Annotated in this window: 20 protein-coding genes; 6 read left to right on the top strand and 14 right to left on the bottom strand. The window is 61.5% G+C overall.

Annotation, left to right across the window (positions count from 1 at the left end):
* Positions 1-151: 151 nt before the first annotated feature.
* Genes HJB89_RS24785 through HJB89_RS24795 form a run of 3 tightly spaced genes read right to left on the bottom strand, consistent with a single transcriptional unit; the run spans position 152 to position 3764 of the window.
* Entirely contained in the window at positions 152-1312 is a 1161-nt protein-coding gene (locus HJB89_RS24785; RefSeq protein ID WP_221150632.1) for a M20 aminoacylase family protein, read from the bottom strand.
* Positions 1309-2556 carry a Zn-dependent hydrolase gene (locus tag HJB89_RS24790; protein WP_221116903.1) on the bottom strand — a complete coding sequence of 416 codons (1248 nt, stop codon included), beginning with the start codon at positions 2554-2556 and terminating at the stop codon, positions 1309-1311. The genes HJB89_RS24785 and HJB89_RS24790 overlap by 4 nt, the downstream gene beginning before the upstream one ends.
* The gene (locus tag HJB89_RS24795) at positions 2553-3764 is read right to left on the bottom strand and encodes a diaminopropionate ammonia-lyase (RefSeq protein ID WP_221150633.1); all 1212 of its coding nucleotides are present in this window, start codon (positions 3762-3764) and stop codon (positions 2553-2555) included. Before HJB89_RS24795 ends, HJB89_RS24790 begins: the two co-directional genes overlap by 4 nt.
* Before the next feature lie 104 nt (positions 3765-3868).
* Here HJB89_RS24795 and HJB89_RS24800 point away from each other — a divergent pair, with 104 nt between their 5' ends.
* Entirely contained in the window at positions 3869-4351 is a 483-nt protein-coding gene (locus HJB89_RS24800; protein ID WP_221116905.1) for an Lrp/AsnC family transcriptional regulator, read from the top strand.
* Positions 4352-4729: 378 nt separating this feature from the next.
* Entirely contained in the window at positions 4730-5275 is a 546-nt protein-coding gene (locus HJB89_RS24805; protein ID WP_221150634.1) for a hypothetical protein, read from the top strand.
* Positions 5276-5518: 243 nt separating this feature from the next.
* On the opposite strand, the gene HJB89_RS24810 is transcribed toward HJB89_RS24805, so the two are convergent.
* The 5 genes from HJB89_RS24810 to thrC all read right to left on the bottom strand — a co-directional run bounded on the left by HJB89_RS24810 (position 5519) and on the right by thrC (position 12422).
* Complete coding sequence (locus HJB89_RS24810) at positions 5519-5989, bottom strand: hypothetical protein (protein WP_221150635.1); 471 nt, start codon at positions 5987-5989, stop codon at positions 5519-5521.
* A 156-nt stretch (positions 5990-6145) separates the two neighbouring features.
* A complete protein-coding gene (locus tag HJB89_RS24815) occupies positions 6146-9058 on the bottom strand; it encodes a sensor domain-containing phosphodiesterase (protein ID WP_207583238.1) in 2913 nt (970 codons plus the stop codon).
* Positions 9055-9669 (bottom strand): GNAT family N-acetyltransferase, encoded by a 615-nt coding sequence (locus HJB89_RS24820; protein WP_207583239.1) that lies wholly within the window; start codon positions 9667-9669, stop codon positions 9055-9057. Before HJB89_RS24820 ends, HJB89_RS24815 begins: the two co-directional genes overlap by 4 nt.
* A 26-nt stretch (positions 9670-9695) precedes the next feature.
* A complete protein-coding gene (locus HJB89_RS24825; protein WP_207583240.1) occupies positions 9696-10994 on the bottom strand; it encodes a pitrilysin family protein in 1299 nt (432 codons plus the stop codon).
* Positions 10995-10997: 3 nt separating this feature from the next.
* Complete coding sequence (thrC, locus tag HJB89_RS24830) at positions 10998-12422, bottom strand: threonine synthase (protein ID WP_207583241.1); 1425 nt, start codon at positions 12420-12422, stop codon at positions 10998-11000.
* A gap of 276 nt (positions 12423-12698) precedes the next feature.
* Here thrC and HJB89_RS24835 point away from each other — a divergent pair, with 276 nt between their 5' ends.
* The gene (locus HJB89_RS24835) at positions 12699-13340 is read left to right on the top strand and encodes a hypothetical protein (protein WP_221116988.1); all 642 of its coding nucleotides are present in this window, start codon (positions 12699-12701) and stop codon (positions 13338-13340) included.
* Between the two features lie 195 nt (positions 13341-13535).
* On the opposite strand, the gene HJB89_RS24840 is transcribed toward HJB89_RS24835, so the two are convergent.
* The 5 genes from HJB89_RS24840 to HJB89_RS33395 all read right to left on the bottom strand — a co-directional run bounded on the left by HJB89_RS24840 (position 13536) and on the right by HJB89_RS33395 (position 17868).
* Positions 13536-14225: an HAD family hydrolase gene (locus HJB89_RS24840; protein WP_221116906.1), complete on the bottom strand. Its 690-nt coding sequence runs from the start codon at positions 14223-14225 to the stop codon at positions 13536-13538.
* 163 nt (positions 14226-14388) lie between these two features.
* A complete protein-coding gene (locus HJB89_RS24845; protein WP_221116907.1) occupies positions 14389-16215 on the bottom strand; it encodes a methyl-accepting chemotaxis protein in 1827 nt (608 codons plus the stop codon).
* Positions 16216-16446: 231 nt separating this feature from the next.
* Positions 16447-16890 carry a hypothetical protein gene (locus HJB89_RS24850; protein ID WP_221116908.1) on the bottom strand — a complete coding sequence of 148 codons (444 nt, stop codon included), beginning with the start codon at positions 16888-16890 and terminating at the stop codon, positions 16447-16449.
* A gap of 9 nt (positions 16891-16899) precedes the next feature.
* Complete coding sequence (locus HJB89_RS33390; protein ID WP_246762719.1) at positions 16900-17244, bottom strand: hypothetical protein; 345 nt, start codon at positions 17242-17244, stop codon at positions 16900-16902.
* Positions 17245-17295: 51 nt separating this feature from the next.
* Positions 17296-17868: a hypothetical protein gene (locus HJB89_RS33395; RefSeq protein WP_259671147.1), complete on the bottom strand. Its 573-nt coding sequence runs from the start codon at positions 17866-17868 to the stop codon at positions 17296-17298.
* A 284-nt stretch (positions 17869-18152) separates the two neighbouring features.
* On the opposite strand from HJB89_RS33395, the gene HJB89_RS33400 reads away from it, so the two are divergent.
* Positions 18153-18368, top strand: coding sequence for a hypothetical protein (locus HJB89_RS33400; protein ID WP_246762721.1), 216 nt, complete (start codon positions 18153-18155; stop codon positions 18366-18368).
* A 304-nt stretch (positions 18369-18672) separates the two neighbouring features.
* Positions 18673-19095: a hypothetical protein gene (locus HJB89_RS24860; RefSeq protein WP_221116910.1), complete on the top strand. Its 423-nt coding sequence runs from the start codon at positions 18673-18675 to the stop codon at positions 19093-19095.
* Between the two features lie 143 nt (positions 19096-19238).
* Here HJB89_RS24860 and HJB89_RS24865 read toward each other — a convergent pair whose 3' ends face one another.
* Positions 19239-20132 carry a LysR family transcriptional regulator gene (locus HJB89_RS24865; RefSeq protein WP_207583247.1) on the bottom strand — a complete coding sequence of 298 codons (894 nt, stop codon included), beginning with the start codon at positions 20130-20132 and terminating at the stop codon, positions 19239-19241.
* A 219-nt stretch (positions 20133-20351) separates the two neighbouring features.
* On the opposite strand from HJB89_RS24865, the gene HJB89_RS24870 reads away from it, so the two are divergent.
* Entirely contained in the window at positions 20352-21086 is a 735-nt protein-coding gene (locus HJB89_RS24870; protein ID WP_221150636.1) for an SDR family NAD(P)-dependent oxidoreductase, read from the top strand.
* The last annotated feature ends 37 nt before the right edge of the window (positions 21087-21123 follow it).

Consider the following 21123-nt stretch of genomic DNA (forward strand, 5'->3'; position numbering starts at 1 on the left):
CGTTGGTCAATGGTCTGTCGGAGGGGGTTGTAGACGCCTTCGTCTATTCCCGTAACGCGATGCATCCGAAAACGGGCGGCGAGGTCCCCGCGCGCCTCAGATGTCTTCGGTTTCGAGGCTCGGTGCAGGCCGCGCCCGATCGGATCGGATGTCAGTTTGCGTTCAGGCGCCGACGCACGATGCTCGTGTGGAATTTGGCCCCATGGATCAGTCCATCGTCGTTGAAATCGTAATTCGGATTGTGAAGCGGCGCGGAGTCTTCGCCATTGCCCAGGAAGACGAAGCAGCCGGGGACATGGTCGAGGAAGCGCGCGAAGTCTTCCGATCCGGTCATCGGCTCGCGCCGGGCATTGATATTTTCCGTGGGGAAGACACTGCTGGCTGCGGCAAAGGCTTCCTCCACAAGGACGGCATCATTGAGCAGCGGGACGAATTCTCTGGTGTAATTCACCTCGGCCGAAACATTGTGGGCAAGCGCCGTCCCCTCTGCGATCAGGCGCATCTGCTTCTCGACCAGCGCGCTGACCTCGGGGCGGAAGCTGCGGGCATCGCCGAGGATGCGCGCCAGCCCGGGCAGAGCGTTGCGGGTGCCGTCGGTCAGAAGTTCGGTCACCGAGACGACGCCGATATCGGTCGGATCGAGCCGACGGGAAACGATCGTCTGGAGGTTCGTCACCAGTGCGCAGGCGGCGACCAGGACTTCGTTGCCTGAGTGCGGACGCGCGGCGTGTCCGCCGACGCCCTTGAGGACAATCTCGAAATTATCCTCAGCCGACATGATCGCGCCGGCGCGGGTCTCGAAAACGCCGACCGGAAGACCCGGCATGTTGTGCAGGCCGTAGATTTCGTCGAAGGGAAAGCGCGTCATCAGGCCATCGCCGAGCATCGCCAAGGCGCCTTTGCCCCACTCCTCGGCAGGCTGAAAGATGAACCGGACCGTGCCGTCGAAATGGCCTTCCTCCGACAGCATCCTGGCGGCGCCAAGCAGCATTGCCGTATGGCCGTCATGGACGCAGGCGTGCATCACGCCGGCGGCCTGCGATCGATAGGACCGATCGCCCTGTTCGGTGATCCTGAGGGCATCCATATCGGCGCGCAGCGCGATGGAACGATTGCCGCCGCCACGCCTGAGCGTTCCGACAACCCCTGTGCCGCCAACACCTTCGACCACCTCGTCGAGCCCGAATTCCCGCAATTTCCGCGCGACGAAGGCCGCCGTCCGCTTCTCCTCGAAGCCGAATTCGGGATGGCTGTGAAGGTCGCGCCTCCAGGCGGTCATTTCCCGTTGCAGCATCTGGCTGTCGACGCTCATTTCGGCCGTTCCCCTGTTGCAAGTCCGCAAACGACGTCGAGGAGGATATTCGCTCCCGCGACAAGGTCCGTGTCTGATGTGAACTCCTTCGGATTATGACTGATCCCGCCGCGGCTGGGCACGAAGATCATCGCGCTTGGCGCGATGCGCGCAATCATCTGGGCGTCATGGCCGGCACCCGATGTCATGCGCCTGCACGCCAGGCCGCGATCCCCGGCGGCAACCTCAATCCGTTGAACGATCGCTCGATCGAACTTGACCGGCTCGAATCGTGCCAGCCGCTCGACGGATACGCCAACCTTTTCGTCTGAGGAAAGCAGATCGAGGAATGCGGCGAGCGCGTTTTCCTCTTCTTTCAGTCGGTCTTCGTCCGGATCACGCAGATCGACCGTGAACGTCGCGCGTGAAGGAATGACATTGATGGCGTTCGGTTCGAAGGCGATGCAGCCGACGGTCGCGACAGTTGGGGTGTTCGATGCCTTTGCGCGGTCCCGCAGAAAGGTGATGATGCGGGCAGCCGCGTATCCGGCGTCCCGGCGCATCGAGATCGGTGTCGTGCCGGCATGATTGGCATCGCCGTCGATGGTCACCCTCTGCCAGGAAATGCCCTGCAGGTCCTGGACCGCGCCGACCGATATGCCCTCCCTCTCGAGAACCGGACCCTGCTCGATATGCAGTTCGACATAGGCATTCGGCATCATGAAGCCGGGCGCATGGGTGCCGGCATAGCCGATCCGCGCGAGTTCATCGCCGAGCACCGTGCCATCCGTGCCCACCGTCTTCAGCGCCGCCGTGACATCGAGGCCGCCGGAATAGACCAACGAACCCATCATGTCGGGTGCATAACGCACCCCTTCCTCATTGGTGAACGCGGCAACAACGATGGGGCGCGACGGTTCAAACCCTTGGCTTTTGAGGGTCTGGATCACCTCGAGGCCGGCCAGCACGCCATAACATCCATCATAGATGCCCGCATTGATCACCGTGTCGATGTGGGAGCCGATCATGATTGGCTTTTCGCCGTCGACGCCCGCGGCATTCCAGACGCCGAAGATGTTGCCGATGTGGTCGACTGTAACCTCCAGCCCGGCCTCATCGAGCCAGGAGACAACCTGATCGCGCCCAAGCTTTTCGCTATCGGACGCCGCCAATCGAACAAGCCTTCCCTCCGCATCGCGGCCGATCGTGCCGAGCGTGGCGATGCGTCCGAGCAGGCGCGCGGGATCGATCGAACGATGGCTCATGCTGAAGCTCCGATCTTGCCTTTAGCGGCGACCACCGCCGGGGATAGGCCGACGATCTCTTCATATTTGCCGGGATCGGTCGCGCCTTCGGTGTTCACCAGGAAGATACGGGAATGGCCGTCGAGAGACAGGGCTTGTTTGATTGCGGGATCGCTGACCGCGCGGATCAGCCCGGCAAGCCCCACCCCGCCACTTTCGCCGGCGACCATCGCGGGATCGTTGCCAGCCGGATCGGCGAGCCGCTTCATCACCGAGATCGCCTCGTCTTCGTCCACGGTCATGAACGCGTCCGCGACCCGAGAGAGAATACGCCAGGCGACGAGCGAAGGTTCGTAACATTCGAGCATCGCCATAACCGTCGGCTCGCCATGGGCAACGGTCACCAAATGTCCCGCCCGCGCCGTTTCGAACAGGCAGGCGGCGCGGGCGGGATCGACGACTGTGAAGGTCGGGCGTTTGTCGCCGAAGGCGATGGCCATGTGGCCGGCCACGGCGGCAGCGATCCCGCCGACGCCTGCCTGAATGAAGACATGGGTGGGCGGCTGCGGCGTTGCTCTCAGCGCTTCCCGGACAAGGGCGGTGTAGCCCTGCATCACCAGCCCGGGAATGCGCTCATAACCCGCCCATGAGGTGTCCGACACGATCGTCCACCCCTTCTCCTCGGCAATGCGCGCCGCTTCGCGGACGGAATCATCATAGGTTCCGTCCACACGGTTCATCTCGGCGCCGAAGCGGGCGATGGCGGCGACGCGTTCGTCGCTGACACCGGCGTGCACGAAAATCGCCGCCCGGGCTCCCACCAGCTGTGCACCCTGCGCCACCGACCGGCCGTGATTGCCGTCGGTGGCGCAGGCCACCGTCATCGCCTCGGCGACCTCTCGAACATGAGAAGAATGCAATTCCGAGACATCGACGGCGCGGCCGAGCCTGTTTGCCGCTTCCTCGAGGACGAGCCGGATCACCGCATAAGCGCCGCCAAGCGCCTTGAAACTTCCGAGGCCGAGGCGGTGGCCTTCGTCCTTGATGTGGATCGAGCCGACACCAATCTCGGCCGCCAGTGCCGGCAGAGCAACGAGGGGCGTTTCCGCATGATTTTCCCGGAATGTCAGGTGGCTCTCGACGGCGTTTGCGGCATCCATGCCGAGGGTTTCGGCGTCTCGCGGGTCGAGCGGCTGACGGTAGTCGGAATTGGTGTTCAGCAGAAACATGCGCGCCTCGCTTAATGTGTTCGGCTAAATTATATTGCAGGCGAGGCGAAAAAGGCGCTGTATTTTGGCGTCGGTTTTGCAATTTTGTTTCGTTGGGGCCTGTTTTGAGCCGACCAGTAAATTCCCTCTTGGATGCGTTCGACCACAAGATCCTGGCGATCCTGCAGAGGGACAATACCACGCCGCAACGGACGATCGGTGAAGCCGTCGGCCTGTCTGCGCCTGCCGTCCAGCGCCGGATCAAACGGATGGCGCAGGAGGGGGTCATCCAGGCAAACGTCGCCGTTCTCGACCCCACGGCACTTGGCCAATCGATCACCATCTTCGTGGAGGTGGAGGTTATCAGCGAAACTGCAAAACAGATCGAACAGGCAAAAAGCCAGTTCGCCGCCGCGCCGGAAATCCAGCAGTGCTACTACGTCACCGGCGAGGCCGATTTCATTCTGGTCATCGTCGTCCCCTCGATGGCCGACTACGAGGCGCTGACGCGGCGGCTGTTTTTCGGCAACAACAACGTCAAGCGCTTCCGGACATTCGTCGCGATGGATCGGGTAAAGGTCGGTCTCAGCGTTCCTATTGAGCGCTGAGACCGGTAGCTCAGGCCGCTTGGTCAGCGGAAAGTGCTCCCGGACGTTCAGACGAAGCGGCGACCATAGAGGTTCCGTACGCTAGCCTGTGCCGTCCAAACTGAGCATTTAACCCTATCGTACATGCAAACGACACGAATCTGCTGGGTACGCGAAGCTATGCCCTACCAGAAGCATGCCGACGCCGTTCGCCGTCCGCGCCGGAATATCTAAGCTCCGGGATGCGATCCGCCACCTGGAATACGGTGAGGTTTTCTGTAAGACGTTTATCAGATATTTTCTCATTTTCGTGAGGCATCGAAGCACATAATGGATATGACGTAATAGATAAATACGTATATCATTTCTTGGAGATAAATATTGCGCTTGAGGCAACAAGTGGAAACGAATTTTTCGATCACGATCACAGAAAAAAGTCGTACAATTGACAGTGAATTAAGCGGTCAGAAGCATTATGGGCCGAACAACGAACTTCGCGAACTGTTGGAAAGGCTTGCGCGAGAGGCAGAGCTAGCGGGTATTGCCGTCTCGAAAGATATTCACCAGACTGATCTTGCCAGAGGCAGACATCACTACCGGCCGACGATAGACATTGTGACCTGGGTGGCAGCAACTTACGTTTGGGTGGCCCACGCCCCTGCCGTAGCAGACTTCGTTAAGACGCTATTGGAGATCGTCGAGAAAATTATCAGCATTCGCAAGGACCTTGCCAATCCCGATGAGATTGGCGGCTCGATGCAGACGCCAACGATAGAGGTACTTATTGATGGCAAGGTGCTCAACCTAACTGATGAAAAGAAGCTGCTGGACAAGCTACGCAAGATTGCAAAAAAGCAACTCGCCTTAGAAGATCAGTCCGAGCGATTGGTGAATGCAAAGCAACCCAAACCCAAAAAGAAGAAATCCAAGACAATCGACGTCTAGATGCGGATTCTCCGTGCCCGATCTGCCAGACGATTGAATATGCGACAAACGCCCGCCATTTTCTTGCAAAAAATTGGTAGGGCCCGCCGCCAAGCGTGAAGGCGTCATGCCATCTGAAGGCCGTCATGAGTCTTTCGGCGCGGCGGGCCTGCCAGATCATATCCGCCGACCGGCAGGTCAGCGAAGTTGTACTCTATCGGCAGATAAATGCGGTCTTACTCGTCCGCCTGGCGATACAAACGATCAAATACTCGCCTTGGTTCCGACAAACAAAATGACGCTGGAAGTGGCTGTTAGAATGCAGAGTGCTGAGGCGAAGAAAAATAAGGCCCGCCAGTAATTCAGTCGTTCAGCGGTCTTAATGCTCAACAAAATTTTTCGCCTGTCCTCCATCATCTTCCAATGCGTGTCCCAGTCCGCTTTCAATGAATCATCCAGATCAGGGTCGTCTTTGATTTCAAGCAAGAAATCTCGGGTTGCCGGGCTCTTCTCCCTCTCTCGAATGTCCCCATTGTAAATCATGATCACCATCTTCGAGCCAAAGGCGAAGATGAGCCCGAGGAAATATATCCACAGCGGGAAAGTGGGGATCGGGAACTTAATATTCGAGATCATTCCGGCCACGGCTGCGAGGCTTGCCGTAAGCGCTGTCCCGTTTGCCCCGAAGAGAATTGCAGTATCGTCTTCAACTTTGAAGAACTTCACCGTTGCCATTTTCGCCCCATTTGGTCAGCTTGTGACTCCATTGTACCGCCATCCTGCCGATGGTTTACACGAATAGAGAGGGGGCAACGCGCACCATTAAAGAAACCAAGTTTCCTGTTCTGCGAGAGAGCTTGCTGGATATAGTTTACTTGCCTGACGACGTGCTCACGCCCGCTTGGTCAGCGGAAAACGCTCCCGCAGCAGCCGCAGCACCGATTCCGAAGCGATCGGCGGCCCGAACAGATAACTTTGCCCGTAGTTGCAGCCCATCTTGGCGAGCTCGATCGCATCCTCGTTGGATTCGATCCCCTCGGCCACCACCTTCATTTCAAGTTCGCGCGCCATGGCGATCACCGATCTGAGCACGGTCGCCTTCTTGTCGCTGCCGTCGCGCACCAGGGCCTTGTCGAGCTTGATCATGTCGAAGGGAAAACGGGTGAGATAGGCGAGCGAGGAATAGCCGGTGCCGAAATCGTCGAGTGCCAGGCCGATGCCGGCTTCCTTCAGCTTCTGCAGCACGAGCCGGGCCTGTTCCGGATTTTCCATCACCATGGACTCCGTCAGTTCGAGCTTGAGGCGCGAGGGCTGGCAATGCGTCTTGGCAAGAACCGAACGCACGTCGTCATAAAGCTCGTTGTTGAGCAGCTGCACGCTCGACAGATTGATCGACACGAAGATCGGCAATTCGCCGGTCAGTTGCTGCCAGCTCATCAGATCGTTGGTCGCCTGTTCGAGCGCGAACATGCCGAGCGCGCCGATGAGATCGGAGGCCTCGGCGATCGGGATGAATTCGGAGGGCGGGATGTTGCCGCGTTTGGGATGTTCCCAGCGCATCAATGCCTCGAAACCGGCGACCTCGACATCCTCAAGCCGGGCGATCGGCTGGTAGACCATCGACAATTCCTTGCGCTCGATGGCGCGGCGCAGATCCGTTTCCAGCTGCAGCCGGTCGGTGCCGAAGTCGCGGAAGGCCGGCTGGAATGGCTCGACACGGTTGCCGCCGGCCCGTTTTGCCCGGTACATGGCAAGCTCTGCGTCGCTGAGCAGGCCGGTGGCGCTCTCCTGACGGTCTACCCAGGAGGTCAGTCCGATCGAGGCCGTCAGGATGATCTCGCGGTTGGCGAAGTTGATCGGCACCATGATCGCCTTGCTGATCGCATCGGCGAAATCGGCGACCTTGGTCGGATTGTGCTCGGAAACCAGGATCAGGCCGAACTGGTCGCCGGCCAGCCGCGCCAGCGTGTCCTGCGGTTTCAACAGCCGGCGCAGGCGCCGCGTCAGCGCGATGAGGATATTGTCGCCGGCAGCGACCCCGAGCGAATCATTGACCAGCTTGTAGCGGTCGATGTCGATCACCATCACCGTGGGCTTGAGCGTATCGCCGCCCGGCGCCAGCGCCAGGACCGACTGCAGCCGGTCGAGGAACACCTGCCGGTTCGGCAGTCCGGTCAGATTGTCGTGCAGCGCATCGTGCAGCAGCCGTTCGACGGAGTTCTTCTGCTCGGTCACGTCGACGATCGTGCCGACGCAACGGATGATTTCGCCGTTGGAGCCGAGCACCGGCCGGGCGCGGATCAACAGCCAGTGGAAATGCCCGTCCTCGGCGCGGATGCGGAACTCGTGGTTCAGCCGGCCGCGCCGGTGTTCGAGCAGCACGTCGAGCGTGGCGCGGAAGCGGTCGCGGTCATCGGGATGCAGCCGCGGCAGCCAGTTGCGCGCTGCGCCATGCATGGTGCCGGGGGAAAGGCCGAGCTTGGTCGAGACGTCGGGAATGGTGACGACGCGGTCGCGCGCCACGTCCCAATCCCACACCATGTCGCCGGATCCGGTCAGCGCCAGCGATTGCCGCTCAAGATCGGAAAACAGCCCCTGCTGGAAGGCGCCGCCGGCAAAAGCATGCTGCATGACGGTGAAGCCGATCAGAAGCACGATGAGCACCAGGCCGCCGCCGAGTGCCGGCTGGATGATGTCGTTGTCGAGCCGCCCGGTGACCGTCATCCATGCCCCGAACAGCCAGACGAGCGTCAGCGCCCAGGCCGGCACCAGGAGGATGGCGCGGTCGTAGCGATTGAAGCCGAGATAGATGATCAGCAGCAGCCCGGTCGCCGCCGTCAGCGCGAAGGAAAGCCTGGCGATGCCGGCGGCAATCGACGGATCGTAGATCGCCACGCCGAAGAGCAGGGCAAGGCCGAGCACCCAGGCAAGCGTCGCGTAGCCGAGATGCGCATGCCAGCGGTTGAGGTTGAGATAGGTAAATAGGAAGATGACGAAACTGGAGGCGAGCGCCACTTCCGCGCAGGCGCGCCATATTCGCTGGTCGGCGGAGGCGACGCTGATCAGTTTGCCGAGAAAACCGAAGTCGACGCAGATATAGCCGAGCACCGCCCAGGCGAGTGCGGCGGTCGCCGGCAGCATCGAAGTGCCCTTGACGACGAAGAGGATGGTCAGGAACACCGCCAGCAGGCCGGCAATGCCGAGCACGATGCCGCGATAGAGCGTGAAGGCGTTGATCGTGTCCTTGTAGGCGTTCGGTTCCCAGAGATAGATCTGCGGCAGCTCCGGCGTCGACAGCTCGGCAACGAAGGTGATGACGGCGCCGGGGTTCAGCGTAATGCGGAAGACGTCGGCCTCGTCGCTCGGCTGCCGATCGAGCGCAAAACCTTCGCTCGGCGTGATGGCGCTGATGCGCTGCGAGCCGAGATCCGGCCAGAACAGCTTGGAATTGACCAGACGGAAATGCGGCGCGACGATGACGCGTTCGAGCTGTTCCTCCGAAACATTGGCAAGCGCAAACACCGCCCAGTCACCTTGGTGGTTCTCCGAGCTTGCCCTGACCTCGATGCGGCGGCGGATACCGTCGGCGCCGGCAGCCGTCGAAACCTGAAAGGCCTCGCCCTGATTGACGTAGATTTCGGTCGTCGCGGTCAGGTCGAGCGCGGTGTCGTCACGGGAAATCTTCACCGGTTCGGCCGCCTGGGCAGCGCCCGCCACCAAGGCGAAGACTGCCAGGAAAAGGGCTGCGATCACCGCGATCATTCGTCCGGACGGTGACTTGGGCAGCATGCGGTCTCTGGTCATCGGCTGTCGGGTTTCCTGCCGTTATCCGTATCGGTGGCGAGACGTGAAAACATCACATGGTCATGCCACTGACCGTTGATCTTCAAATATCCGCGCAAATAACCCTCCTGCTGAAACCCGGCCTTTTCAAGCAGGCGGATGCTGCGCGCGTTATCTGGAATACAGGCTGCTTCGATACGGTGCAACTCAAGCCCGGCGAAGATGTAAGGAATAACCAATTGCAGGGCGGCGAACATATGCCCCTGGCCGGCATGGCGTTCGCCCATCCAGTAGCCGATCATGCAGCTTTGTGCCGCACCCCGCCTGATATAGCCGATGGTGACGCCTCCGACGAGGGTGTGGTTCTCCTTGAGGAAAATGAACAGCGGCACCGCTTGGCCCGAGGCATATTCCTGCTTGCCGCGGATGACGCGGGCGCGGTAGGCGCCCTCCGTCAGCTCGTCGCGCCGCCAGGTCGGCTCCCAGGGTTCCAGGAACTTGCGGCTTTCGGCGCGCAGCCGGTGCCATTGGTTGAAATCCTGATAGCGCGGCAGGCGCAGCAGATATCTGTCGTTCTCCAGCTCCACCGCTTCCGGTTGCCGCGACAGAAACCGAAACACCGATTTTGGCATCGATCACTCCCGGCAGGACGAACGGCTCAGCGGCCGGCCTGCATCGTCTTCGGTGCCGGGACCGAAAGCGAAGCGGTGATGTCTTCCATCGGTGCGAGCTGGTCCAGCGGTCCGATCGCCGAAAGCGTCGGCACCGTGTCGTAGAACAGCCGGCCGGCGAGATCCGTCAGCCGCTCGATGGTGATGCCCTCAAGCCGTTCCATCATCTCCGGATTGGAGATCGGCCGGCCGTAAAGCATCATCTGCCTGGCGATCTGGCCGGCGCGCGACGCCGGGCTTTCCTGGCCCATCAGCAATTGGGCGCGGATCTGGGCGCGGGCGCGCTCGATTTCCTTCTGGTGGATCTGATCGGCGGATTTGTGCAGCTCGTCGATGATGACGGGCACCAACTGCGGCAGGTTTTCGCCGCCGGTCGCGGCATGAATGCCGAAGATGCCGGTGTCGGAAAAGCCCCAGTGGAAGGCATAGACCGAATAACAGAGGCCGCGGAACTCGCGCACTTCCTGGAACAGCCTGGAGGACATGCCGCCGCCGAGGATATTGGCAAGGATCTGGGAGCAGTAGAAATCGCGGGCGTGGTAGGGTTTGCCCTCGAAGCCGAGCAGGATCTGGGCGTCCATCAGGTCGCGCGGTTCGCGCACGCTGCCGCCGATATAACGCGCCGCTTCCATGACCGGCGGCGCCGAAGGCTCGCTCGGCAGGCTGGCGAAACGATCCTCGACCATCCGCAGGAATTCGTCGTGTTCGACGGCGCCGGTGGCGACGATGAACATTCGATCGGTCGTGTAGTTGCGGCCGAGATAGCCGCGGATCTGCTGCGGCGTGAAGGAGACGACGGTCTCCGGCGTGCCGAGGATAGCCCGGCCGAGCGTCTGGTCGCGATAGGCGACTTCCGAGAACCGGTCGAACACCACGTCGTCGGGCGTGTCGTTGGCGGCATTGATCTCCTGCAGGATTACCTGCTTCTCACGCTCCAGCTCCTCCTCCTCGAAGGCCGATTCCGTCAGGATGTCGGCAAGGATATCGACGGCGAGCGGCACGTGGTCCTTGAGGACGCGGGCGTAATAAGAGGTCGTCTCGGTCGACGTCGCGGCGTTGACCTCGCCGCCGACATCCTCGATTTCCTCCGCGATCTGGCGGGCCGTGCGGCGCCCCGTGCCTTTGAAGGCCATGTGTTCGAGCAGGTGGGCGATGCCGTGCTCGTCTGCCGTCTCGTTACGCGATCCCGATTTGATCCAGACTCCGAGCGCAACGCTTTCAAGGTGCGGCATGGTTTCTGTCACTACTGTCAGCCCGGATTTCAGCCGGGTGCACTCAACTGTCATTGGCTATCTTTCTGCGCCTGCCGTCGTCTTGTCGCGGGCATGTCTGCCGATAAAGCTTTCTACGGCTTTGAGCTCCGGTTCGATGATCTGGAAGCGCTCCTCCCTGTGCATCAGATCAGCAAGCCACGTCGGAAGCGCCGGGTCAATACCGCAGGCCGATTTTACGGCGGCGGGGAATTTCGCCGGATGCGCGGTCGAAAGCGTCACCATCGGCGTATTCGGCTTTTCCTTCTTCTTGGCAACGAAGACGCCGATCGCCGAATGCGGATCAAGCAGATAACCGGTCTCGGCATGGATCGTACGGATCGTCTCGGCCACCTGCTTCTCGCTGGCGCGGCCGGCGCGGAAGTCGCGGCGGATCGCCTTCAGCGCTTGCGCGCCGATCTCGAAACCGTTGGATTGCTTGAGGCTTTCCATTGCCGCGCGCACCTTCGAGGCGTCGCGGTCATAGGCTTCGAACAGCAGCCGTTCGAAGTTCGACGAGATCTGGATGTCCATCGACGGCGAGCTCGTCGCCTTGACCGCCTTCATGTCGTAGCGGCCGGTCTTCAGCATCCGTTCCAGGATGTCGTTTTCGTTGGTGGCGATCACCAGCCGGTCGATCGGCAGGCCCATGCGCTTGGCGCAGTAGCCGGCGAAGATATCGCCGAAATTGCCGGTGGGCACCGTGAACGAGATCTTCCGGTCCGGCCCGCCGAGTGCGACCGCCGCCGTGAAATAATAGACGATCTGGGCCATGATGCGCGCCCAGTTGATCGAGTTGACACCGGAGAGGCCGACCTTGTCGCGGAACGCCGCGTCGTTGAACATCGCCTTCACCAGGTTTTGGCAATCGTCGAAATTGCCCTCGACGGCAAGCGCATGCACATTTGCTGAAGACGAGGTGGTCATCTGCCGCTGCTGCACCGGCGAGACCTTGCCATGCGGGAAGAGGATGAAGATGTCGGTGCGCTCGCGGCCGGCAAAAGCGTCGATCGCCGCACCGCCGGTATCGCCCGAGGTGGCGCCGACGATCGTCGCCCGTTCGCCGCGCTTTTCCAGCGCATAATCCATCAGCCGGGCCAGCAGCTGCATCGCCACGTCCTTGAAGGCGAGCGTCGTGCCGTGGAACAGCTCCATGACGAAGCTGTTCGGTCCGGTCTGGACGAGCGGCGCGATCGCCGGATGGCGGAAGGTGCCGTAGGCCTCGTCGATCATCGCCCGGAAGGTCGCCTCGGGGATCTCGCCATTGGTGAAGGGCGACAGGATGGTGAAGGCGATCTCCTGGTAGCTCTTGCCGCGCAGCGCCCGGATCTGTTTTTTGGAGAAGCTCGGAAATTCACGGGGAACATAGAGCCCGCCGTCGCGCGCCAGCCCGGTCAGCAGGGCGTCGCAAAAGCCGAGGGCAGGGGCCTCGCCGCGGGTCGAGATATAGTCCACGTTCGTCATCCTTGATCTATCGCTGGAGGAAATCCGGTCGGGCTGAGCGGTGGCCCGCACTGCCGGAAACCGGGCCCGGAAATCGAGAAGGGGCTGCCTTCAGGCCATACCATCGCCGTTATCTTGTTGAAGTTGCCCGCATCCGGCGGCGAAAAGTGCATCAAAACGGCGCGTACCCAATCGATTTTTGTTTTCGCCGCTGATATAGACCATCGCAAACCGTCGTGAAAGGCCTCACGGAAAAGACCTGGGGCCTCCAAGAAACGCTTGTACAAAGGGTGGAACATAGTGCTCGGCAAGGTCTCGCGTCTCATTATCTCAGCTTCCCTCCTTGCCCTGCTCGCCGGCTGCGATACGCTCGGCACCGGTGGTGACAGCAAGTCGGCGCCGACGCAGCCGAACGGCACCGCCCAGATCATGCCGCTGGCACCGGCCAACCCATCCTCGAACAATCCTTCGATCGGCACGGCCACGACGGCACAGGGCGCTGTCGCCCCCGTCGTCCAGGGCGCCTGCCCGCAGATCTTCATGCGCGACCAGGATGCGATCTTCCGCACTTATGCCAAGGGCAAGAAGGATGATCCGCAGCAGATCGTTTTCCAGGCCTCGTTCGGCGATTACACTCGCCAGTGCTCGCTGAGCGACACGAACCTGACGATGACCGTCGTTGCCCAGCTGCGCCTGATCACCGGCCCGGCCGGCGCCCCCGGCCCGGTGACGCTGCCGATCCGCGTCACCGTCGTCGACGGCGAGACGGTGCTCTATTCCGAAGTCACCAAATTCCCGACCGAGATTCCGGCGGGCGCACCGGGCACCCAGGTGATCTTCCGCAAGGACGGCATCAAGATGCCGGTCGGCTCCGGCGCGCTGGTGCGTGTCAACATCGGCTTCGACACCCAGCCGGCCAAGACCAAGAAGAACAGCTAAAGCGATATCGGCGACCGGGGCCGGATGCCCCACTTTGCCTCATTCCTGTGCTTGTCACAGGAATCCAGCCACGGCGCGTCGGCGCCGTGAATGACTCTGATGCGATGAAGCCGTTCTCCCGCGCCCAAGCACTTGGGCGCACTGGATTCCTGTGACCAGCACAGCAATGAGGGGGAGAGGCTCAGCGCCCAGACTTTAGAGAACGTTGTCCCAGGCGGCCAGGGCGGCGACGACGCCCGGCAGGTCGTTCATGCGGGAGATCGCCGTTTCGGCGCCGGCATCCGTCAGTTTGTCGGCATGGGCGGGATAGCTGTGCGAGGCACCGGTGAAGCCGATGACCCGCATGCCGGCGGCGCGCGCCGCATGCACGCCATGCACGGAATCCTCGACGACGACCACCTTGTCCGGCGACACGCCCATCTGGCTTGCGCCGTGCAGGAAGACGTCGGGTTTCGGCTTGGCGCGGTCGGGGCCGAGATCCTTGGCGGAGAAGATATTGGGCGCAAACAGCGGCTTCAGCCCCACCTTGCCCAGCATCATGTCGAGCCGCTTGCTGCTCGAATTCGAGCAGATGCAGCGCTTCATCGGCAGCCTGGAGACGGCGAATTCGACGCCTGGAATGGCCTTGACGTCGGCGGCCAGCCTGAGGTCGAGCATCTGCTCGGACTTTTCGAGCAGCGAGGCCGAAAACGGAATGCTCGCCTCACGTTCGATCTGCAGCAGGATGTTGCGCCATGTCATGCCGGCGAAGCGTTCGCCCATTTCCTCGACGCTGATCGGATATCCGGCCTCCGTCAGAAGCGCGGATTCAACCTCCGCGGCGATGATTTCCGAATCGACGAGAACGCCGTCGCAGTCGAAGATGATGAGGTCGAAGCCGTCCATATGTTCACGCCTTGCTGGAAGTCTGGGCTGGAAGTCCGGATCTTGTCTGGGAATGCTGCGGCTTTACACGAAGCCCGGCCAAAGCTCAACCGGATCCCAAGCATGGCTGCGATGCGGCAAGCGACCGGCTCCGTGGTCGCTGCCGAATCGCCTCGTCAGGCCGTCAGGCCGCCAGCTGCCCAGCCCGTCGTCCGGACTGCGTCGAAGCGGTCGCACGCAGCTTGAACCGGGAAACGAGTTCACGCAGCCTGGCGGCTTCCTGAGCCAAATGACCGGACGCGGCGGTCGATTGTTCGACCATCGCGGCGTTCTGCTGGGTCACCTGGTCCATCGAGTTGACGGCGGTATTGACCTCGGCAAGGCCGGTCGACTGTTCTCTTGCCGATACGGCAATGGCATCCATGTGCTGGTTGATGCGGGCGATCTGCTCGCTGATGGCGCTCAGGACCTGGCTGGTGTCGAGAACCAGTTTGACGCCGCTTTCGACTTCCACCGACGATTTCTGGATGTGGCCTTTGATTTCCTTTGCCGCCTGAGCCGAGCGCTGGGCGAGTTCGCGGACTTCCTGGGCCACCACTGCAAAGCCCTTGCCGGCATCGCCGGCGCGCGCAGCTTCGACGCCGGCGTTCAGCGCCAGCAGGTTGGTCTGGAATGCGATCTCGTCGATTACGCCGATAATGCTGGAGATCTGCTGCGACGAGGCCTCGATGCGGCGCATGGCTTCTTCGGCATGGGACACGACCTCGGAAGATTTGGCGGCATTGCGGTTTGCATCGGTCGCCTCGGTGCGCGCCTCGTCGGTCCGCTTGCTGGAGTTCGAGACATTGGCGGTGATCTGGTCGAGCGCTGCTGCGGTTTCTTCGAGAGAGGCTGCCTGCTGTTCGGTGCGTTTCGACAGATCACCGGCTCCGGACGCGATTTCCCTGGTGCCTTCGTCGATCGCCGCAATGGCAGCGGCGATGGCGCCGAGGGTTTGATCGAGCTGCCGGATCGACATGTTGAAATCATGCCGGAGGCCCTCGAAATCAGGTGCGAACGGTTCTTCGATCTGGAAGGCGAGATCGCCTGAGGCAAGCCGCTTCAGACCTGCGGCAAGGCCCGATGTCGCCGCCCGCAGCCGCTCGGCAGCATCCTCCTCAGCCTGCTTGCGGGCCGTGACCCTTTCGGTTTCGCCCTGCAATCGAGCCGCCGCGGCGTCCTGCTCCAATTGCTTGTTGGCAATCGCTGCCTGGCGGAAGATTTCGACAGCCGATGCCATCGTGCCGATTTCATCGGAGCGGCCAATGCCGGTGCAGGCAATGGCCGTGTCACCATCGGCGAGCTTCTGCATATCGCTGGAAAGCGCCAGGATCGGCTTGGAAACAGTCTTGCGGGTCAGGAAATAGAGGCCAATGGCGAACAACGCGGCCGCGGCCAGAAGCGCCTTCAGAACGATATCGACCGAGGCTTTGATGTCGGCGCTGCGCTTGGAAATGTCATCCGATACAGCGGTGATCTGGTCCCCGGCCTGTTCCATCGCCGTTTCCAATGTCGAGAACTGCTGCATGAAGTCCGGCAATGCCTTCAACGCGGCCGACGGATCCTTGCCGGCAAGGTCGACCATCTTCGTGGCGCTGTCGACATAGACGAGAAGGGGACGTTCGATGCCGGAAAGGACCGTTTTCGTTTGTCCATCGGAGACAAGAGCCTTGTTGGCGTCAATCATCTCCCGGAACGATGCCTCGTGCTCCACCAGATCCGCCTTTACCGCGGCTGGGTCGATGCCGGCTGCCGGGTTCGACGCCAGCAAGGCGGCGAGCACGTCGGCGCGCAACGCGTCATGCATCATATCGGCTTGCATGTGATTGCGCAGGATTTGCGCCGACTGGGCGACATCGGTGCTGTTTGCCGAGAGGGTGGAGGCAGACCAGATGCCGACCTCGGTGGCGCCGCCCGCCAGGGCGAATATCGCAACGCTTGCCATGATGATCTTGTTTTGGATCGACGCCATATCCGGGCTCTCACGTTAATGTAGAACCTGAGAATATCGGAACATGCTTAATGATTTCTCAGCGAGACGCCGTTAAGCCGCGTAAAAACAACGGGTTGTATTCTTTGCTTCATTCGATGAGCAGTTGAATGCTCTGGCCGATCGTGCAGGGGAGGAGCGCTTCAAGCACCGGGCGCCATTCGTGCCGAGGCAAAGGGCCCGCCCTTGTTCGGGTGAGCGAGCCCATCTAACCTACTGTTGCGGCAGGACGATCTTCTGATTGGTGGTATTTTTGACCGGTTTCTCGCCGGGCACATGCGACATCGTACGGGTTGTGCTTTCCAAGGCGCTGCCGTCGGTGCTGGTCTTTGTGCGGGACTTGCTGAAAGTTCCCTTGTCGACGGCCTGGGCCTTGGTCTGCGCCTTGAGCTTGTCGCCGTTGTCGTTGACATGCGTCTTGCTTTGCGCCTTTCCGTCGACGGTGGCCGCACTTCCTCCCGATCCGATTGAAGAGGTCGTGCCGCCGTCGGTCTGGCAGGTGCCTGCGGTGCCGAGCGAGCTTGCCGACGTGCCGCCGGCTGAAGCGCTTCCGCCCGTGCCGACCGTCCCGGCCGCTTTGCAATCCTGCGCAAGGCCGGCAGAGGTCGATGCCAGCAAGACGATCGACGCTGCTGCGATAAGGTTGATGTGTTTCATGGCCGTCTCCTATTTCGCCGGTTTCGTCAATGAGCAGGTTCCGTCGGACCGTTTGGTGATGACGGTGCCGTCAGGCCTGGTGATGCTTGCCGTCGAAAAGCTGTCGACGCTTCCCGATCCCGCCGAGGATCCGGCGGAGGCCGAGGACGAAGAAGAGCCGGCCGAGCCGCCGCCGGTCGTCGTCGATGACGACACGTGCCCGTTGCCCGCCGTCACCGTGGTGGACATGTCCCCCGCCTGCGACTGGACGATGGTGCATGTCGTTCCGTCGTCGAGCTTGATCTCCTCGGACAGGGTCTGCCCGGCGATCAAGGTGAGCGAAGCGGTCAGTGCGATCGTGGAAAATTGGGTCATTGGTTTTCTCCAAGGGATTGGCCGACGCCGCCAGGGCGCCGGCCGACATCATCAGCAGCCATGGCTGCCGGTGGCGTCCTTCTTGACCTGGCCGGGTGCACAGCCCTTCTTGCCCTTGCTGTCGTGCGAGGTTCCGGCTGCACTGCCGCCGGTGCCGACGGTGCTGCCGGTCTTGTCACCGTCCGCAGACGACGCGCCGGTTCCGACACTCGAGGCTGAGTTCGCATCGCCGGAGCCCGCGGCGGAACCGCCGGTGCCGACCGAGCTGCTGGATGTGCCGCCGCCGGCCGACGACCCGCCGGTTCCGAGCGTTGAAGCAGAGCCGGAGCCGGAGCCTGAGCCGGAAGCCGAACCGCCGGTGCCGACGGTGCTGCTCGAGGTGCCGCCGCCAGCCGACGAGGCGCCGGTGCCGACCGTCGAGGACGAGCCGGAATTGCAGTTGGTTGCGCCGGCAGGGCAGGTGCCTCCGGCAGAGCTGCCACCAGTACCGATCGTGCTGCTCGCAGTTCCGCCGCCGGCCGACGAACCGCCGGTGCCGACAGTGCTTGACGATTGAGCAAAGCCGGAAACGGCCGTACCGGCCAGAAAGGCCGCTGCCAAGGCGAGATGTGTTACCTTCATCATTGTGTATTCCTCCGTTTGATTTTCAGCTCTGTCACATCCGGAGCGGAAGGAGAGCTGCCTGACAAACTTCGGTCACACCCCACTGTTCCGGCCTTAGGCCCTCAGTCGGAGGGGCGCCAGACCTTGGTCCGAGCTCAACGGCACGGGTTTCGATCGCGCGTCATGGGACACTTTCCCGTCCGTCCGGCTGGTCGGAACACCAGTATTTCCAGGCTGGCGCGACACGACCCTCATTGCCGGCTCGCGGCCCTGAGCGTACCATGCAGGGCAATAGGAGAGGAACCATGAGGCTGTCAGCTCTTGTTCGATCGGCGGCAGCCGTCGCGCTGCTATTTGCCTTCACATCCACCGACGTCACCGCTAAGGGCGGGAAGCACCACAGAAGCTGTGCAGAGCTGCAGGCGATGATGGATCATGGCCTGACCGGCGGAAAACATGCAGGGGATGGGCCCGAAAAGAGGGCCAAGGTCGAAAGGAAGATGAGGAAGAAAGGCTGTTAGAGCCTTTCCTGGTTAGATTGAAGCATGGTGCTGAGTAGCCTACGAGCCGGCGACCAATGCCGACTGCCAGCCAACCTCTATTGCCGAAGCCAAGACAATTCGACCAGGACGTGCGCGACAGGCTGTTACCTCAAGCGAGGCGGGTGCGAGATCGATGAAATCCGCGTGATCACCGGCTCGACACAGCCCCGGGACTACCTTTGGCATTCTCCTGCACTAGATGGCGCTCGGGGAAGAGGACGCCACCGCCGCTATGGGAAGAGGAGAGGCGGCATGCCAAGGAACGGACCAAGAGGAAGACTGCATGACGATCGAGGATATCATCGAAACCCTGGAAAAGACCGATATGCCCGACGGCCGGATCGACGCCTTCATCACCTGCGCCTTTTTGTTGAAGCAATTCCGGCCGGCCGAGCCGAACGATTTCGACGGTCCCTACGACTACATGCCGAGCAGCATCAGGTCGCAGCACGGCTTCCTGATGGCGCGGCCCTTCACTCACGACGTCAATCACGCCATCGATCTCTGCCGGGAAGTCCGGCCGGATGCGGTCTGGCACCTGGCCCGCGGCCGCCAGACATCTGACGATTGGCTTTACGGCGCGCAGCTGCGCGAGATCGAGGAAGGCGAAAACGTGCTGGGTGAAGCCGAAAGCAATCACGCCGCACTGGCGCTCACTCTCGCGGCGCTGCGGGCGCATGTGCGCCAGCAGGATCGGGTCCGGTGAGAGGATGTCGGGAAACATATGCTAAGCGTCCCGACCATCGACTGATGCCATATTAAGCGGTTTCGGCGAATGACTCGTCAACCTCAAACATTGGGCAAAGTGGTCGAGATTCGTCGCTGCTTATGGAATGTGGACGATAGATTTTACCGAGACTTGTCACCTGCAAGAACACCCGCATGAGCACGCAGTCTCTCTGATATGTACTCCGTGAACAAGCGGACACGCTTGGTCTTTCGCGTCTCGCCCTGTGTCAGCACCCAGAGCGTTCCATGGGGACCGAGACCTGTGCCAGGAACTCTGACGAGCAGCGGCTCAGCATCTCCAACGAAGCTGGGAAGCGCCGAAATCCCTAAGCCAAGGCGCAACGCTTCGAGATGCGCTGCATCTTCTGGAACCCGGAACGGGGCTCCGGTAATTTCGACGGCATCGCCATGGGCCCACTCGGGCACGCCCTCTACGTTTTTCGTTATCCACCTGATGTGGCCCGAATTGCCGGCCGTCCAAGCCGCGAGCAGGTCGCGAGACATATAGACACCTACGGAGAGGTCTGGGCCTTTCACGCCGTGAAGGTTCTGTGGCAGCGAATTGCGGTCAAAAACGACTCTCAAGGCCACGTCGGCTTCGCGATTTGTCAGGTTCACATTTTCTAAAGAGGACTGGATCTCCATTTCGATTTCGGGGTGCTGTCGCATAAAAGCGGCAAAGTCAGGCATTAACAAATGTGTCGCTAGCGTGGGCGCCATTGTGACTCGCAGGGGACCACGCACGCCTTGATCACGGCCGGACACGCGGCTCACCAACAGATGAGAAGAAGCCTCCATCTGTTCCGCAAACTCTTGCACCTGTTTGCCAGCTTCAGTGAGGCGATAGCCCGCCGGCAGTTTTTCGAACATCTGCGAGCGGAGCCGGGCTTCAAGCTGGGCGATGCGCCTTAGCACCGTCGTGTGATTGACTTCGAGGTGGTCGGCGGCGGCGCGGACAGAACCGTGTCGTGCCACAGCGAGAAAATATCGAATGTCGTCCCAATCGATCGTCATGGTGTTCCTGGCCAACTCGTAATGCTGATGTCGTGAGGCGGTGCAATTAGCGTCATTCATATAAAGCAGTCGGTGTAATTATGCACCACGCTTGTGCATCTTTCTACACTGACAGCGCTGCTCTCAGCATCCTACCTGCATGGCGTACAAGGCGGGTCGGTGCGCTGCCCCTCAAGCCTTTCTCCGGCTTCCGACCAGTTCCAACAAAGGATGCACAACATGACTAGACTGAATGGAAAGACCGCCGTCATCACCGGAGGCGCTACCGGCATCGGCCTCGCCGCCGCAAAGCGCTTCATCGAGGAAGGCGCGTTCGTCTTCATCTTCGGCCGCCGTCAGGAAGCGCTCGACGCCGCTGTGGCAAACCTCGGGCCTAATGCCCGCGCGGTGATGGGTTCGGTTTCCGATACGGCTGACCTCGACCGACTCTACGCAGCGGTGAAGGCTGAGCGCGGGACCCTCGACATCGTCTTCGCCAATGCCGGGGTGGGAAGCCAGCTTGCGCTTGGCAAGATCACCGCCGAGCACATTGACGAAACCTTCGACACCAATGTGAAGGGTACGATCTTCACGGTCCAGAAGGCGCTGCCGCTGATGGGCGAGGGCGGTTCGATCATCCTGACCGGATCGAGCGCCGGCACCACGGGCGCCGCGGGGATGACAGCCTACAGCGCGAGCAAGGCGGCGGTGCGCAACCTGGCACGGACCTGGGCGGAGGACCTGAAAGGCACCGGCATCCGGGTCAACGTGCTGTCGCCCGGGGCGACGGCGACCGAACTCGCAAAGGAAGCGTTAGGCGAGGAGGGCCAGAAGGTTTTCGCCTCGATGACGCCGCTCCGGCGTATGGCCGATCCGGCGGAGATCGGAGCGGTGGCCGCCTTTCTCGCGTCATCGGACAGCAGCTTCATGACCGCCAGCGAAGTTGCCGTCGACGGCGGCCTAGCACAACTCTGACGCACTCCGCCCGGCCGGGCGCTCCATTCGATCGTTC

Source organism: Rhizobium sp. NZLR8 (assembly GCF_019685025.1).
Classification (GTDB): domain Bacteria; phylum Pseudomonadota; class Alphaproteobacteria; order Rhizobiales; family Rhizobiaceae; genus Rhizobium.